Genomic DNA, 15,441 nt, shown 5'->3' on the forward strand with positions numbered 1-15,441 from the left:
TCCGGCGCGGCTACTCCGCGGTCACGCGCACGCTGGGGCAGATGTCTGCGAGCGGGCACTCGCCGCACAGGGGCTTGCGCGCATCGCAGATCTCGCGGCCAAGCATGATCCACTGATGGTTGACATCGTTCCAGTACTCGCGCGGCAAGATCTTGAGCAGGTCCTGCTCCGTTTTAAGCGGCTCTTTCTCATGGGTCTTCGGAGACAGCTTGAGCCTGTGCGCGATGCGGTTCACATGCGTGTCGACCGCGATGCCCTCGACGATGCCGTACCCGACGTTCAGCACGATGTTCGCCGTCTTGCGCCCCACGCCCGGAAGCTTGACCAGCTCCTTCATATCGGCCGGGACCTGGCCGCCGTAGTCGGCCACGATCATCTGCGCGCATTCGACGCAGTGCTTCGCCTTGGTCTTGTAGAAGCCGAGCGACTTGATCACCTCGGAGATCTCGGCAGTCGTCGCCCCCGCCATGGCCTCCGGCGTCGGCCAGCGGCGAAAGAGCTCCGGCGTCACCTTGTTCACCTGGGCGTCCGTGGTCTGCGCGGACAGCAGGACCGAGATGACCAGCCTGAATGGGTTCTCATGGTCCAAAAAGCACTCGACCGGACCGTAACGCTCGTTCAGGCGCCGGCACACCTCGATGGCGCGCTCGCGCTTCGCCGCATTCGTCTCGCGTGGCATCAGGCATCGTCCCTTTCCGTCGTATCGGTTTCCCGCTCTCCGTGCGCGGCCGAGGCGGACCCCTCGTCTTCCGGCGTCTCGAAGATGACCTCGTCCGCTTCCTGCGAGCGGTCGCCTTCGTCAAACCCCAGCACGCGCAGCGCCTCGGCCTCGCTCTCGAGCGCGGTGACGCCCCTGAGCTTGCGCTCTATGGCGCGCGTGCGCGTGGTCATGAGGGTCTCGACGGTCGAGCCGGCGCGGTTGATCTGCTCGTAGGCCTTCTGCAGGGCGGCCTGGTATCGCGGAAGCTCCGCCTTGACCGCGGAGAGCACGCGCTGGATCTCGTCCGCCTGCCGCTGAAACGCAAAGCTCTGATAGCTCATCTGCAGGCTGTTGAGGATGGCCGCCATGGTCGAGGGGCCCGCGACGCTCACCTGGTAATCGCGCTGGATCGTCTCGACCAGCCCGGGCATGTCGACCACCTCGGCGTACAAGCCCTCGAACGGCAGGAACATGATGGCGAAATTCGTGGTCTCCGGCACAGACAGGTACTTGGTCGAGATGTCGCGCGCCTCGGTGCGGATGCGCAGCTCCAGCTGCTTGCGCGCCGAGGCGATGCCCTCGGTATCGCCTGCATCGATCGCATCGCGCAGGTGCTCGTACGCATCGCCGGGGAATTTCGCATCGATGGGCAGCAGCACCGGCTCGGACCCCTCGACCGGGATGCGCACGGCGAACTCCACGCGCTCGGCGCTGCCGGGCTTGGTCGCGACGTTTTGCACATACTGCTCGGGTGCCAGGATATCGGCTAGTATCGCCCCCAGCTGCACCTCGCCCAAGATACCGCGCGTCTTCACGTTGCCGAGCACGCGCTTGAGGTCGCCCACGCCCTGCGCGATGCCCTGCATGTCGCCCAGGCCCTTGTAGACCGCCTCGAGCTGGTCGCTCACCTGCTTGAAGGACCGCGTCAGACGGTTTTCGAGCGTGGCCTGCAGTTTTTCATCCACCGTCTCGCGCATGCGCTCGAGCTGGCGCTCGTTGTCGACGCGGATGGCGCGCAGCTGGCGATCGACCGACACGCGCATCTCGCCCAGGCGGGTGTCGACGGTCTCGCGGCTCTGGCCCAGCTGCGCCTGGACCTCGCGACGCAGGTCATCGACCTTGGCGTCCATGCGGCTGAACTCGCGCGCCGTGGTGTCGAAGCGCTGCTGGTCGACCGCCGCAACCGACGCGGCATGCTGGCTCAGCCCCGAGGCCACGGCGTGCGTCTGCGCCACCACGGGACCCATCGACTCGACCGCCATCGCGCAGCGCTCCGCCGACTCTGCCGCCTGCCGCGCGAGGTCGAGGGCTTGCGCCCGGGTTCGTCTCATCTGCATGACGCCGACCGCCGCAACGGCAGACAGCACGACAGCCGCGACGGCGGCAAGCACCGCAATCATCAAGAGCTCAGTTTCCATGAACCGCCCGTCTCGTATCCGTTCATCTATCTGCCGTCATTATATCGAGGTGCGCCCGGCGGCACATGCATCGGCGGCCCGCTACCCGAATACCGTGATCCCGAGGAACCATCCTCGGATGCGCTCCCACAGGTTCGCAAGGAGGCCGGCCACATCGTCAGGCGAGGCGCCGTTGATGATGCAGGTCAGAATGTATGAAACCAGAAATGCCGCCACGAGCATCAGCGGAACCAGGATGAACATCCCCACAATCCGAAGCGCGCCGTGCCGCTTGCGCCGTCGGGCGCGCTGGCGATCGTATGCGCGCTCCTCGCGATACGTCTCCTGCGCGAGCGAATACTGGTTCCACGGCTGCTGGGACGGTCTCTGCTCGGGATAGACGGGTGCGGATTGGGCCGAGGCCCTGTACGCAGCGGGAGTCGCCTGCGGGCCCGGGCCCGCAGGACCTGCTGCCGGATACGCTGCCTGCGGCGCCCCGGGAACAGCGGGCGCACCACCTTGCGGCATCGATGCCTGGGGAGCGGGCGGCGCCGCATAGGCCGAGGCCGCCGCGGCAGGAGCCTGTCCCCCACCGTGCGCGGTGCGCGGCTGGTCGTAGGCCGAGGCGTCTGTCCGGGGCGTCATCGGGGCAGCGGAGGATTGCGGCGGGGACGCTGCGCTCCCATTCCAGCCTGAAGCCGCCGGCGGCGCGCTGTATTGCCGGCGTTGCTCTCTCAGCAGCCGCTCCGCAGCCCGCTGGGGTGTTTCGAGAAATAGGTTCATGTGCAGGCCTCCCAATCGAGGCGTGCACGGGAGAGGGTGAGTCCATTGTGAAGTTCAACGTCCCTCTCGTCAAGCAATACGCATGTAATTTTGCGTTATGGATATGAACGCGTCATACGCGATGCTTTCGCCCATGCACAGGCGGCGGTGCGACCGGCACAAGAAAGGTCCCCTAGACCCTCCCTGGCGAAAGTCTAGGGGACCTTATGTCACGTTGCGCCAACTCCTTAGTAGTTGACCACGTGCTCCTCGAAGTAGCTCTGCGGGTGGTTGCAGACCGGGCAGATCTGCGGAGCGGTGGGGCCGACATGCAGGTGGCCGCAGTTGCCGCACTTCCACACCTTGACGCCCTCGCGGGTAAAGACCTCGCCCTTCTCAACGCGCTCGGCCAGCTTGAGATAGCGCTCCTCGTGAGCCTTCTCGACGGCGCCGACGCCGCGGAACTTGGCAGCGATCTCCTTGAAGCCCTCCTCGTCAGCGGTCTTGGCGAACTCGTCGTACATGGTAGTCCACTCGTAATTCTCGCCGGCGGCCGCATCCTTGAGGTTGGTCAGGGTGTCGGGCACAGCGCCGTCGTGCAGGTACTTGAACCACAGCTTGGCGTGCTCGGACTCGTTGAGGGCGGTCTCCATGAAGATGTTGGAGATCTGGACGTAACCGTCCTTCTTGGCCTTGGAGGCGTAGTAGCGATACTTGGTATGGGCCTGAGACTCACCTGCAAACGCGGTCTCAAGGTTCTTCTTGGTCTGGGAGTTCTCGAAGTCCATTGGTGTTCCTCCTTTGTGTAGCAAGATGTCCGATACAGGCTTTCGGACGTCCTTATTGTAAATGATTCCTAATAAGAAACCACTTACCTTATTGTCCCTATACCCAACTTCACGACGGCTACACATGACGTGCAAATCGGGGGCAACCGCGGCGCAACTCTGGGGACAGTCCCTCAAATTTCACGGAGGAGGCATGTGCCTCCTCCGTGAAATTTGAGGGACTGTCCCCAGAGTTGCGCCGCGGTTGCCCCCGATTTGCACAGGACTACGCGATGCTCCAGACGCCCCCTTCTGCCCTCGCAAAGCCCTCGCGCACCAAATCGGCGAGGATGGAGGCGACCTCATCGCTGGAAACGGTATCGCGGCCGGCACCGATCTCCATGTCGTTCACGCCCGCGCGAACCTCTTCGAGGACGAGCCCGGGGCATCCCGACGCCTGCGCGTCGAGCAGCATGCGTACGATGTGGGCCCGCTTCTGACGGCGCGACCCCTCGAATCGCGACTGCCGCGTATAGGAGCTTGAGCGCCGCGACGGATTGGGGATCGTCTTTTTGAGATATGCGCCGTAGTCGAGCATGGCGTAATACCAGGAGCGCGGGGTGTCATCGGCGTCCTGCGGCATAGCGTACGGGCCTTCGCCCGTCTCCCCCGCACGCGCAGGGCAGGACGCCTCGGCCAGCGGCGTGAGCTCCCGGTCAGGCACGCCGGGCACATCGGGAAAGAAGTGGTGCAGCAGCACGGTGCGCACATTCGTCTCGAGGTAGACGCCCGGCAGGTCGAACGCGAACGCGCGGATTCCCTGGGCGGTCGCCGGACCGATGCCCGGCAACGCCTTGAGCTGCGCGGTCTCGCGGGGAAACACGCCGTCGTACTCGGAAACCACAGCCTCCGCCGCCGATTTGAGGGCCAGAGCGCGACGGTTGTACCCCATCCCCTGCCATGCGGCCAGCACGTCGCTCACGCTCGCCTGCGCCAGCGCCTCGACGGTCGGGAACCGCTCCAGCCACTCGCCCCACCGCGTCATGACGCGCGCCACCTGCGTCTGCTGGAGCATGACCTCCGAAAGCCAGATCTCGTAGGGGTCGCGCGTGCGACGCCAGGGAAGATCGCGATACAGGCGCGTCCCTTCGGCTCGTACAAGCGTGCGAAACGTTTCGATATCAGGCACAGGCGCTCCTTGGGACGTGAAGACGGAGCGCCCGGGTTACTGCTGATTGAACCGCGGACAGCTCTCGCCGCACGATACGTACGTGTAAAACGCGTTGCGATTGGCAAACTTGGGATCGACCGCCGGCGTATTCTTGCCGTTGACCACGTCGTCGAGTGTGACGGAATCAAGATAGCTGAAGACCAGCGCCTGCGTACCGACCCAGATGGGATGATAGCAGCATGTGGCCTGGCGGGAGCATATCCCCTCCTCGCCCGTGCAGTCGTTCATGATGAGCGGGCCCTGAACGGCCTCGACGACCTGACGAATCGTTATGTCCGCCGGGTCGATTTTAAGACGCATGCCGCCGTGCACGCCGCGCAGACTCTCCACGATGCCCGCCTGCACCAAGCCGTGCTGAATGGAGCGGGCGAACGAATACGGAACACCGACCTGCTCGGCGGCGGTCCTCACCGACAAGAGATTTTCCTCGTCCTTCACCAACATGGACAACATGCGGAGGGCGTAGTCGGTCTTCCTGGAGATGTCCATTTCTCCTCCTTGGACGTTTACGCGCGGTCGCCTCGTGCGCGGCGATCGCGTTCAAGAAGAATGTACAACGCGGCATCCGTCCAGACGGCCAGAGCGCCAAAACGGTGTTCACTACTATACACCCACTCTTCAGGCGGTATGTCAGTCATTTCGGAAGACGCGCTGGCTGCGGGCCGACAACAGGACGAAGAGGACGACGGAGAAACCAGGGGCTTCAACGCAAACAGCCCACCCGGATTACCCGGATGGGCTGCATCTTTGCGATGGCGGGAAGTACGGGGCTCGAACCCGCGACCTCCGACGTGACAGGCCGGCGCTCTAACCAAACTGAGCTAACTCCCCATCACAGCTCGTCGCTGCGAGTGATAAGTATATCGGGTTCGCACGATATGACCAGAGCGCAGATGCGCTTCACAAGCAAACCACAACGTCTGCGCGCTGCAGCGGCTGTGCTCTATCGATAGCAAAAAGCCCTGCGCGAAGGCAGGGCTTTGATTGCAATGGCGGGAGGTACGGGGCTCGAACCCGCGACCTCCGACGTGACAGGCCGGCGCTCTAACCAAACTGAGCTAACCCCCCATACAGTTCGCGGTACCCCGCGTGCTGCGAGAGCTAGTATACACAGAACCCAATCGGTTGCGCAAGGGCTTTTTTCAAAAACTTTTGCGCGTCCAACCAGCGCGGCCAGCGCTCGTCCGACCGGGTGCGGCACGAACCGTCCGACGCTCCCCTACAGGCTGATGATCTTCGTCGAGACGATCGTCCCGTCCATGACGAACATGCGCGCCATCGTGGGGCCCCGGTCGTCGCGAGGATAGGTGGGCGACCCGGGGTTGACGAGCGTGCATGCGCCCAGGCGCATGATCTTCGAGCGGTGCGTGTGCCCGCACACAGCCACGTCGACTCCCATGAGCTGCAGGCGCTCCTGGTAGTGGTTGACCGTAAACCTCAGCCCCTCGTACTCAAAGCGGATCGTGCGCTCGACGCCGGGACCGTAATCGTAGAAATAATCGTTGTTGCCGAGCACCGCCTTAATCGGCGCGATGGTCGCGAGCTCGAAGTAATCCGACTCCGACGTCATGTCTCCGGCATGGACGATAAGGTCGGCGCCCGCAAGCTCCTGGAGCAACCGCGAGGACAGATGCCCATGGGTATCGGAGATGATGTCGATTCGCTTGGCGTCCCGCATGTTCACGCAGATGCCCCCATGTCTTGCCGTCTGCCGTCGTTCCTACAGGTTGAGCGCCTTCTTGAGCGGCACCACGCGGCGGCGCGACACCGGGATGCGATCGTCCACACCGGTCACGCCGAGCTGGATGGCTCCCGAGGCCGCCGTCTCGACGTCCTCCACGCAGGCGAGGTTCACGATGTAGCGGCGGTGCACCCTAAAGAAGCCGAAATCGCCGAGCTTGGACTCGAACTGCGCGAGCGAGGTCGTCGACAGGTAGCGGTCGTCGTCGGTGAAGATGCATGAGTAATCGTCTTTGGCCATGATGTAGCGGATCTGATCGACCGGGATCAGGACCTTGCGCCCACCCTTCTCGACGGGGATGCGCTCGATCGGGGCCTTGCTTTCCGCCACCGGCTTGACGCGAGCCAGCACCTTGTTGATGGCCTGGTCGAGCCTCGCCTCCTCCACCGGCTTCAGCAGATAGTCGACCGCATCGACGTCAAAGGCCTCGACCGCGTGGTCGCTGTAGGCCGTCACGAACACGATCGCGGGCGGATTCTTCAGCTTATGGAGCGCCTCAGCCAGCTGGATTCCCGATGCACCCGGCATGGAGATATCCAAGAACACCACGTCGACCCGATTCTCCATGAGCATCTCGATGGCCGTGCGAACGCTCGCGGCCTCGGTGATAGCCCCCATCTTGCCGGTCTGCTCCAGCAAAAAGCGCAGCTCAGATCGTGCAGGCGCCTCATCATCGACGATCATCGCACGTAGCATAGGCGTGTAAATCCTTCCCGGTTGCTCTCCATGTGGTATCGCGGCGGCCAAAACATCCACGATGCGTGGTTTATTTTACATCTCTCTCAAACAGAATGCTGTTCTGCAAGTCGAGCCTGAACGAAACCGTTGTACCGCGACCCTGCACAGAATCGACCTTAGCACTCGAACGCGGTCCGTAAAAGTGCTCAATACGCTCAAAGATGTTGCGCATGGCCACCCCGGCGCCGCCGCCCTGCGGCGCGTCGCGCATATCGGGGCGCTCATCGCCCCCGAACAGGCGCGACGCGGTCTGCTCGTCCATGCCCACGCCGTCGTCGGACACCTCAATGCACACGATGTCCTCCTCGGGAATCGAGGCGCGCACCGAGATGTGCAGAGTCCCCTCGTCGCGCATGCCGTGGCGGACGGCGTTTTCCACCAGCGGTTGGATGATGAACGCCGGCACCGGCGTGCTTCCCGCCTCGCCGGAGATGTCGACCGTCTCCTGGATGCGGTCCTCGCCGAACCGCGCCTTCTCGAACAGCAGGTAGCGGCTCGTCTGCTCGACCTCGCGCGCAAGGGGGATGACCGATCCGGAGTTTTCGAGCGTCGCGCGGTAGAACGACGAGAACTCGCGCAGCAGCCCACGTGCGCGCAGCGGCTCCGTGCGCGTGAGCGCGGCGATGGTGTTCAGCGTGTTGAACAGGAAGTGCGGATTGATCTGCGCCTGCAGGGCCCGCAGCTCCGCGCGCGCCGTGAGCTCGTCTTGCAGCTCGAGCTCGTGGATGGCCAGCTGCGTGGACAGAAGCTCGGCAAAGCCCGAGGCCAACGCATACTGGGTGCGGTTCACATCATGGCTGCGGCGGAAATAGAACTTGAGCGTGCCGACGGCCTTGCCGCGCACCTTGAGCGGCACGATGATGCCCGCGGGGATGGCGCGGTGCTCGGAGCGTTCGCTTTTCACGTCGACCATATGGGTGAACGACTGGGCCACGCCGTGCTCGAGCACGTAGCGCGTGGCGGGCGTGTGGATGGGCGATCCCGGCGGAAAGTCGGTCGCGAGGTCGCCGACGCAGGCCAGCACGCACTCGTCGTCGGTCACGGCGATGGCCATGGCGCGCGTCTCGGGCAGCAGGCGCCGGCAGATCTCCTCTGCGCTCTGCGCGTTCAGGCCCGACTTGGTGATCTCGAGCATCTCGGAGGCGGTGGACAGCGCCTGCTCGGTGTACTGCGAACGCAGCGAATCGGGATTCAGACACAGGTAGATGAAGGCGATCAGCGTCAGGCACAAGATGACGCTCGCCACGACCGCCGAGGCGGGATCGAGCCCCTCCACGAGCGTGTAGACGCACAGCGCCGCGAGTCCCAAGATGCATATGGTCGAGAAGACGCGAAACCCGGGCAGCACGCCCGGGCGCGATATCATCCGCTCGTTCAGGCGTTTGATGGTATTCGGCATGTGCAATCCTCCAACATCTTGGACAGTCCCTCGTCATTCCACAGGCCATCCATGATGCTGGGCCAGAAGCTTTGGAACCGGATATATTTCGATTTGTTCTCGTTGGCGTAGCGCTCCGCCTGCCCTCGACCATAGCGCCAGATATGCAGATAGCCCTCGCGCTCGCGTGTGAGCAGCGCGCGGGCGAACGCGGTCTTGCGCACGCGCTCGTCCAGCTCGCTGGAAAACCACGGGCCGGGGTACGGCATGAGCGAGGCGGGGGTCACGGGCACCAGGTCGTGCTGGCGCGCGGCATACGAGAGCTTGGCGCGCTCGTAGTACCAACGGTAGACGTTCTGCATGAAGCGCGGTGCGCGATGCTCGCTCGCCGGCGGCAGGTGCTTGACCGCCCATTGGTTGTCGAACCACACGTCGAGCCCCTGCATGCGCATGTTGAACAGGTAGTCGAGGTCCTCGCCACGCGTGATCCACGGGTCGAACGCCACGCGCGTGTAGGCGCGCGCGTGCAGCGCGAAGCAGCCGCCGCATACGTAGTTGGAACGCGAGATGCGCGTGCCGGCCAGCGCCTTGCGCATCCAGCGGTTGAACTCAATCCGCTTGGTCCACCAGCGATGCGCGAGGTCGGCCTTCGAGGTGTCAGCGAGAGGGGACCCCTCGCGATTGAAGAAGTAGCCGCTCTTGGCCAGAATGGGCAGCCCCTGGCGCGTCTGCTGGCCCAGCCCGTACAGCGCCTTCTGCATGAAGTCGGGATCGAGAACGAGCTCGTCGTCGTCGAGGAAGATCACGCTGTCATGGCCGAGAATGCTCGCCGCGGCGAGGCCCATGTTGCGGATGGCGCCGTAACCGCGCAGCGACACCGGCTCGCCTGGCGCCTTGGGAGCGATCTGGTTGACGCGCTCCTGGATGCGCGAGGCTTCACGGTTGGTGAGGATCGTGCAGACGATCTTGGGATGCGCGCGGGCGATCTGCTCAACGCGCGTGCGCGCGGCGTCGGTGGTCGCCGGCGGGCACACCACCAAGATGATGACGCGGCACAGTCCACGCACCTGCTCGAGCGAGGCGAGACAGGTGTTGAGCTCGGGCGCGGCGCTCCTGAGATCCGTGCTGTGATCATAAGCTCCCGGAGCATGGACATCCGCTGAGCCCTCGGCCCAATAGGAGGGGATAACGATCGTAGGATTCATCTGCTCCCCTTTCCCCACGCCACGCGGTTTTGCCACGCAGAAAGAGGAGGCAGACAAATCCTCTTTCCGCCCTTATCTGCTTGTACCCACCTCGGACACCTCACGCTGCATCATGTGCGTTTTGGCCAGCGAACGGTAGAGCGGGTACCCCAGAACATACATGATAACCGCTTCACCAGCGCCGGTCGTCACGAGTCCGAACAGATACATGAGCGGCCATGCGCCGTCGAGCGAGATGGACGTGAAGGGGATGGTGTAGAAACCGACGCCCGTCAGGAGTATGGGCAGGTACGCGGGGACGATCAGCGCGTTGGCGAGCACGGGGCCGGCAAGGGCGATCGCCGGATGCCTGCGCATCTTCCACGTGAACAGCGCGCCGACGCACGTCGCCAGCGAGCCGAACACCACATCGAGCAGGCCGAGCGCACCGGTGCCCGACAGCGCGATGTTGGCGATGTTGGCGATGGCGCAGCCCAGCATGAGGCCGGGCACGGCGGCGGGCGTCAGCAGCGCGAGCGCGCAGAGCGCCTCGGAGATGCGGAACTGGATGGGGCCCCAGGCCAGGTTGCCCAAAAAGAGCATGGTCACCAGCGTGCAGGCCGCATAGACGGCCGCGATGACGCCGGCGCGGGCGATGTAGTTCGTTTTCATGTTCAAGGTCACCTTCTACAAAATCGGAGGGCTTTACTGGTTTGCAGCAAAGCCCTCCGACGAAGGTGCGGGTATGGGGCGGCGCGGTACCGTCTACGAGACGCCTCGCATACTGGAGAGCTTTACTAGCAGGACAAAGCCCACAACCAAGAGAATCCCGATGGAAAGCACTCCTAAAGAAGGATTCCCCGTGAGCGATGTCACGACCGATACTAGCAGAGTTCCCATGACAGAGGCGTACCGCCCGAAAATGTCAAAAAAGCCGTAGTACTCGTTGGCGCGCTCCTTGGGAATGAGCTTGCCGAAGAAGCTGCGCGAAAGCGCCTGGATGCCACCCTGGAACATGCCGACGGCGATGGCGAGGATCCAAAACTCCGTCGCCGTCCTGAGGAAGAACGCGGCGAACAGCACGATGCACACGTAGGCGAACACCGCGATCATGATCATGCGCAGCGTGCCGAACGTGCCGGCGAGCTTGCCGTAGGCGATGGCGGAGGGAAACGCCACGAACTGGGTGACGAGCAGTGCCAAGATCAGCTGGGTGGAATCGATGCCCAGCGAGGTCCCGTACGTGGTGGACATGGAGATGACCGTGTGCACGCCGTCGATGTAGAAGAAGAACGCGACCATGTAGATGAGCAGCGCACGGTCGGAGGCGATGCGCTTGAGCGTGGCCGCCAGACCGCGGAACGTCTTGGCGATCTCGGAGGCGGGCGTCTCGCCGGGGGCGAGCTCCTTGCCGAACCGCTGCTTGTAGGTGCGCAGCAGCGGCAGGGTGAAGATGAGCCACCAAGCGCCGGTGATGACGAACGACAGGCGCGTGGCCACCATCATATCGAGGCCCAGCACGCTCGGCCCCAGCATGATGAGGGCGATGCACACCATGAACGGGACGCAGGAGCCGATGTAGCCCCATGCGTACCCCGAGCTCGACACGCTGTCCATGCGCTCGTCGGTCGTGACATCGGGCAGCATGGCGTCGTAGAACGTCATGGACGAGTTGAGGCCGATGGTACACAGCACGTAGATGATCAGAAACGGCATGGCGCCCATGGGGATGGCCTGCGCCAGGCACAGCACCAGGCCGGTGAGGAAAAATCCCAGGAAGAATTTGATCTTGTTGCCGGTAAAGTCCGCAAGCGAGCCCAGGATGGGCATGAGCAGCGCGACCACGAGCGACGCGATGGTCTGGGCGTTCGCCCACGCGGTCACGAGCTCCGCCGACGAGGCCCCGGTGTTGATGGCGTCGAAATAAATGGGCACGACCGAGGTGTTGAGCAGCACGAGGGCGGAATTGCCCACGTCGTACATGACCCAGTTGCGCTCGAGCTTGGTGTATTTCATTTCGTCCCCTCCAATAGGCATCTGACCTATGGTACGGCACGAAGCGCCCGAACTGCGTCAGGATTATGTTAAGCCCTTCGGGGGGCGGCCGATCGGCGCCTTCCATGGAGCACCCCTGCAGCAGCAGGGGGCGGGGAGTCACTCCTCGCCGTCGTACTCCTCGTCGGCATCGAGGATGCGGCCCGAATAGTTCATGTGGCCGGTCACCGCCTCCATGTTGCCCGTCTGGAGGAACCGCTCCACCGCGAGGCGGTAGTCGTCGAGCGCGCGATCGAAGACCTCGGGGAAACTCTCGTTCGAGCCGGCATGCGTGAAGGGGTTGCTCCAGGCCCGGTAAGCGAGGTTCCCCGCGCCCGCGGGCGGCTCGTCCGTCACGCGATGGGCAAGCGAGGCGAGCAGCGAGTAATCGGTCATGAGCCCCTCGAGCCTGCCGATGATGCCCGATGCGAGCGAGCCCGCGGGTTCGACCAGGCGATAGACCAGCTGCATGTCGGCCACCGCTCCGCCGTAGTCGGCAGCGCCGACCTCGAGCCCGTACACGCTCTTGGCGACAAAGCTCATCAAGGCGCCGGCGACCTTGTTGACGCGCTCAGTCGTCACCAGCTCGTCGACCGGCGGATAATCGGCGCAGGTTGCCCCGTTGCGCTTGATCTGCACCATCAAGACGTCCAGGTCCGCCTCGATCACCGCATGGACCTTTCCGCCCGAACGGGCGAGGTCTTCGTCCATGCGCTGGATGCCCCACTGCTGGTCGTACACGAAGGGATGCGCGTTGCGGTCGAGCACGTAGTGGGACAGCAGGCCGAGCACGAACGCCCTGCCCAGGCTGGCGTCGCGATCGGGCAGATGACCGACACCGTCGCGCAGGGCGGCAAACTGCCGCGATATGCGCGCAGCATGCATACGGCTGCCGAGCTGCATGCACGCGGACGCCCTCGTCGACCTCGCATGGAAGAAGAACGGATCGGGGCCCTGGTTGCCGATCAAAAACGCGATGCGCTCCTCTTCGGCCGTGATGACGCCTACGGGCAAACGATCGATGCTTTCTTCGCCAAACAGATGGTGGGTGATCAGCGCGGGCATAGCGACTTCCTTCCAAACGCGTAAAAGCTCTTGCCCATTATTCCCACTTTGGCGATGTCGGGACACTTTGACGGAATGGGACCGCCTTCATTTCACCGAGAGCACGACGCCCTAGGTGAGGCCGAGACGGGATTTGGCCTCCGCCGCACGGCGCCTCGACACGGGAACCACGGCATCGATGCGGCTGCAGCGCAGCTCCATCAGGCCGCTGCGCGTCACCTCGATGTCGTGCACCTCGTCCACGTTCACCAGATAGCTGCGGTGCACGCGCAAAAAGCCGTCATCGGCCAGACGACGCTCGAGCGAGGAGATGGATTCGTTGGCAAGATAGGTCCCCGTCGGACAGATCACGCTCGAGTAGTCCGCCTTGGCCTCGATATAGCAGATGTCGCTCACCGGAATGAACGCATGGTGCCCTCCGCGCTCGACAGCGAGCCGGTGGACCCGCTCGGCGGGAACGGGCGCGCAGCGGGCGCCCAGCAGCGCCGCAACCTTGTCGAGAGCGCGCGCCAGGCGCGCCTCCTCGACGGGTTTGAGCACGTAGTCGACCGCGTCGAGCTCGAAGGCCTCGGCGGCGTACTCGGAAAAGGCCGTCACGAACACCACCGCCGGCGGCGTCTTGAGGTTCCTCAGCGTCTCGGCGAGCTTGATGCCGCTCGTCCCGGGCATCTGGATGTCCAAGAACAGCACGTCGGGACGGCCGGCAAGCAGCTTCTCCACCGCCTCGCTGCCGTTTGCCGCCTCGTCAATCGCGCCGATGCGGCTGTCGCGCTCTAACAGATAGCGCAGCTCGGCACGGATCGGCGGCTCGTCGTCCACCACAAGCGCGCTCCATCCACAACGCTCCATTGCCTCTCCCCTCTTATGCATGGCTCGGCTCGCGCGGCTCGCCCACAAGCTCGACCGTCACCTTGGTGCCCACGTCCTGCTGCGACTCCACCCGGATGCCCGAGTCGTCGCCGAAGAAGAACCGGATGCGCATGAGCACGTTCGACAGCGCGAGGCCGCATCCGCGCTTGACCGATCCGTCTGCCGTCAGCGTCCGGGGCTCGTCGACCGCCACCTCGCGCGGCTCGAACAGATGCGCGAGGACCTCTTCGCCCATGCCGATGCCGTCGTCGGCGACCATGACCTTAAGCCCGCGGGCCGTCGCGCGCGACGACACCACGATCGACAGCGGCGCCGCCTCGCGCATGGCGTGCTTGATGCAGTTCTCGAGCAGCGGCTGCAAGATGAACGGCGGCACGCGGCATCCGAGCGTCTGCCGGTCGATATCCACGCGCACATGCAGCCGCTCCGCCCCGTAGCGGGCCTGCATGAGGTTGATGTAGCGAATGCCCTGCTCGACCTCGTGCTCAAGCGTGGTGAGCGTGTCCGAATCAGACAGCGTCCGGCGATAGTAGTTCGAGAAGTCTATGAGCAGCGAGCGGGCCTTCTCGGGCTCGGTGCGCACGAGCGACACGATCGTGCCGATGGTGTTGAACAGGAAATGCGGGTCGACCTGGGACTGCAGTGCGCGCAGCTCCACGCGGGCCGTCACCTCATCCTGGCGCTCGAGCTCGAAACTCGCCAGCTGGGTGGAGATGAGGTCGGCAAAACCGGTCGCGAGCGCCGTCTGGCGCATGTCGATGTTGCTGAAGCGCGGGTAGTACAGCTCGAACGTGCCCACGCACCGCCCGCGCACGGCCAGCGGCGCCGCCACGCCGGCGCGCAGGCGCGGAAAGTAGCGGCGCTCCTCGGAGGCCGAAACGTCGCGCGAGAACACGCTCATGGCGCCCGACTCGATCACCTGCTTGGTGGTGGCGAGCGACACCGGCGTGCCCGGAGGGCAGCGGTCGGACCCCTCGCCCCAGCAGGCGATCACCTGCTTGCCGTCGGTGATACAGATCGCCGAGGCCAGCGTCTCGGGCAGGATGATCCGGCAGGCGCCGAGCGCCGCGGCCGGCGTCATGCCATGGCGCGTGTACGTGAAGATCTTGGAGGCGATGCTCAAAGTGCGGTCGGTCGCGCTCGACGTCAGGTCATCGGGGACCACGAACACGTACGAGAAGAAGAAGCACAGAAGCACGAGGCCGGCGATGGACACCACGGCGGGAACGGGATGCGGATTGTCCATCAGGTCCCACACGAGCAGGATCAGCAGCAGCGGCACGCAAAGGCCCAGCAGGACGGTCATGATCACCTGGCTCGACCGCATCACCTTCGTGGGATTCAACCGGCGAGACCATCGAATAGGATGTGGAACCCTGACCATAATCGCCCCCTCTGCCCTCAACGCGAAAAAGGGGCATCGCCCCAAACGTCGTCCATACTACCTTGTGGCGCCCTCACCTACCAGGGGTTCACTAATAGGCTGAGCAGCCGCACGCCCTGCTACCTGCGCAAAGCGCGGGCCCGGCCGCGCGCCCCCGTACGGACGCGCAGGCCGGGTCACTGAAAGGAGA

Annotated in this window: 15 protein-coding genes and 2 tRNA genes; all 17 read right to left on the reverse strand. The window is 64.3% G+C overall.

Annotation, left to right across the window (positions count from 1 at the left end; genetic code table 11):
* Positions 1 to 10: 10 nt before the first annotated feature.
* The 17 genes from nth to QVN30_RS03320 all read right to left on the reverse strand — a co-directional run bounded on the left by nth (position 11) and on the right by QVN30_RS03320 (position 15,194).
* The gene (gene nth, locus QVN30_RS03240) at positions 11 to 679 is read right to left on the reverse strand and encodes an endonuclease III (RefSeq protein ID WP_289835461.1); all 669 of its coding nucleotides are present in this window, start codon (positions 677 to 679) and stop codon (positions 11 to 13) included.
* Complete coding sequence (locus tag QVN30_RS03245; protein ID WP_289835462.1) at positions 679 to 2,118, reverse strand: DNA recombination protein RmuC; 1,440 nt, start codon at positions 2,116 to 2,118, stop codon at positions 679 to 681. Before QVN30_RS03245 ends, nth begins: the two co-directional genes overlap by 1 nt.
* A gap of 81 nt (positions 2,119 to 2,199) precedes the next feature.
* A complete protein-coding gene (locus tag QVN30_RS03250) occupies positions 2,200 to 2,742 on the reverse strand; it encodes a hypothetical protein (protein WP_289835463.1) in 543 nt (180 codons plus the stop codon).
* Between the two features lie 365 nt (positions 2,743 to 3,107).
* Entirely contained in the window at positions 3,108 to 3,647 is a 540-nt protein-coding gene (rbr, locus tag QVN30_RS03255) for a rubrerythrin (RefSeq protein WP_087201670.1), read from the reverse strand.
* A 265-nt stretch (positions 3,648 to 3,912) separates the two neighbouring features.
* A complete protein-coding gene (locus QVN30_RS03260; protein ID WP_289835464.1) occupies positions 3,913 to 4,815 on the reverse strand; it encodes an HhH-GPD family protein in 903 nt (300 codons plus the stop codon).
* 36 nt (positions 4,816 to 4,851) lie between these two features.
* Positions 4,852 to 5,346 (reverse strand): RrF2 family transcriptional regulator, encoded by a 495-nt coding sequence (locus tag QVN30_RS03265; protein WP_289835465.1) that lies wholly within the window; start codon positions 5,344 to 5,346, stop codon positions 4,852 to 4,854.
* Between the two features lie 264 nt (positions 5,347 to 5,610).
* Positions 5,611 to 5,688 (reverse strand) — tRNA-Asp (locus QVN30_RS03270).
* Positions 5,689 to 5,847: 159 nt separating this feature from the next.
* Positions 5,848 to 5,925 (reverse strand) — tRNA-Asp (locus QVN30_RS03275).
* A gap of 151 nt (positions 5,926 to 6,076) precedes the next feature.
* Complete coding sequence (locus tag QVN30_RS03280; protein WP_087201807.1) at positions 6,077 to 6,535, reverse strand: metallophosphoesterase family protein; 459 nt, start codon at positions 6,533 to 6,535, stop codon at positions 6,077 to 6,079.
* 42 nt (positions 6,536 to 6,577) lie between these two features.
* Positions 6,578 to 7,294, reverse strand: coding sequence for a LytR/AlgR family response regulator transcription factor (locus tag QVN30_RS03285; RefSeq protein WP_087201674.1), 717 nt, complete (start codon positions 7,292 to 7,294; stop codon positions 6,578 to 6,580).
* A 70-nt stretch (positions 7,295 to 7,364) separates the two neighbouring features.
* Positions 7,365 to 8,735, reverse strand: coding sequence for a histidine kinase (locus QVN30_RS03290; protein WP_239283431.1), 1,371 nt, complete (start codon positions 8,733 to 8,735; stop codon positions 7,365 to 7,367).
* Positions 8,711 to 9,919 carry a glycosyltransferase gene (locus tag QVN30_RS03295; protein ID WP_066831670.1) on the reverse strand — a complete coding sequence of 403 codons (1,209 nt, stop codon included), beginning with the start codon at positions 9,917 to 9,919 and terminating at the stop codon, positions 8,711 to 8,713. The genes QVN30_RS03290 and QVN30_RS03295 overlap by 25 nt, the downstream gene beginning before the upstream one ends.
* Positions 9,920 to 9,991: 72 nt before the next feature.
* A complete protein-coding gene (locus QVN30_RS03300; RefSeq protein ID WP_289835466.1) occupies positions 9,992 to 10,570 on the reverse strand; it encodes a QueT transporter family protein in 579 nt (192 codons plus the stop codon).
* Between the two features lie 93 nt (positions 10,571 to 10,663).
* Positions 10,664 to 11,914 (reverse strand): MFS transporter, encoded by a 1,251-nt coding sequence (locus QVN30_RS03305; RefSeq protein WP_289835467.1) that lies wholly within the window; start codon positions 11,912 to 11,914, stop codon positions 10,664 to 10,666.
* 138 nt (positions 11,915 to 12,052) lie between these two features.
* Positions 12,053 to 12,997: a zinc dependent phospholipase C family protein gene (locus QVN30_RS03310; RefSeq protein ID WP_289835468.1), complete on the reverse strand. Its 945-nt coding sequence runs from the start codon at positions 12,995 to 12,997 to the stop codon at positions 12,053 to 12,055.
* 111 nt (positions 12,998 to 13,108) lie between these two features.
* Complete coding sequence (locus tag QVN30_RS03315) at positions 13,109 to 13,846, reverse strand: LytR/AlgR family response regulator transcription factor (protein WP_066831657.1); 738 nt, start codon at positions 13,844 to 13,846, stop codon at positions 13,109 to 13,111.
* A 13-nt stretch (positions 13,847 to 13,859) separates the two neighbouring features.
* Positions 13,860 to 15,194 carry a GAF domain-containing sensor histidine kinase gene (locus QVN30_RS03320; RefSeq protein WP_204565019.1) on the reverse strand — a complete coding sequence of 445 codons (1,335 nt, stop codon included), beginning with the start codon at positions 15,192 to 15,194 and terminating at the stop codon, positions 13,860 to 13,862.
* Positions 15,195 to 15,441 lie beyond the last annotated feature (247 nt).

Source organism: Collinsella ihumii (genome assembly GCF_030385545.1).
Lineage (GTDB): Bacteria > Actinomycetota > Coriobacteriia > Coriobacteriales > Coriobacteriaceae > Collinsella > Collinsella ihumii.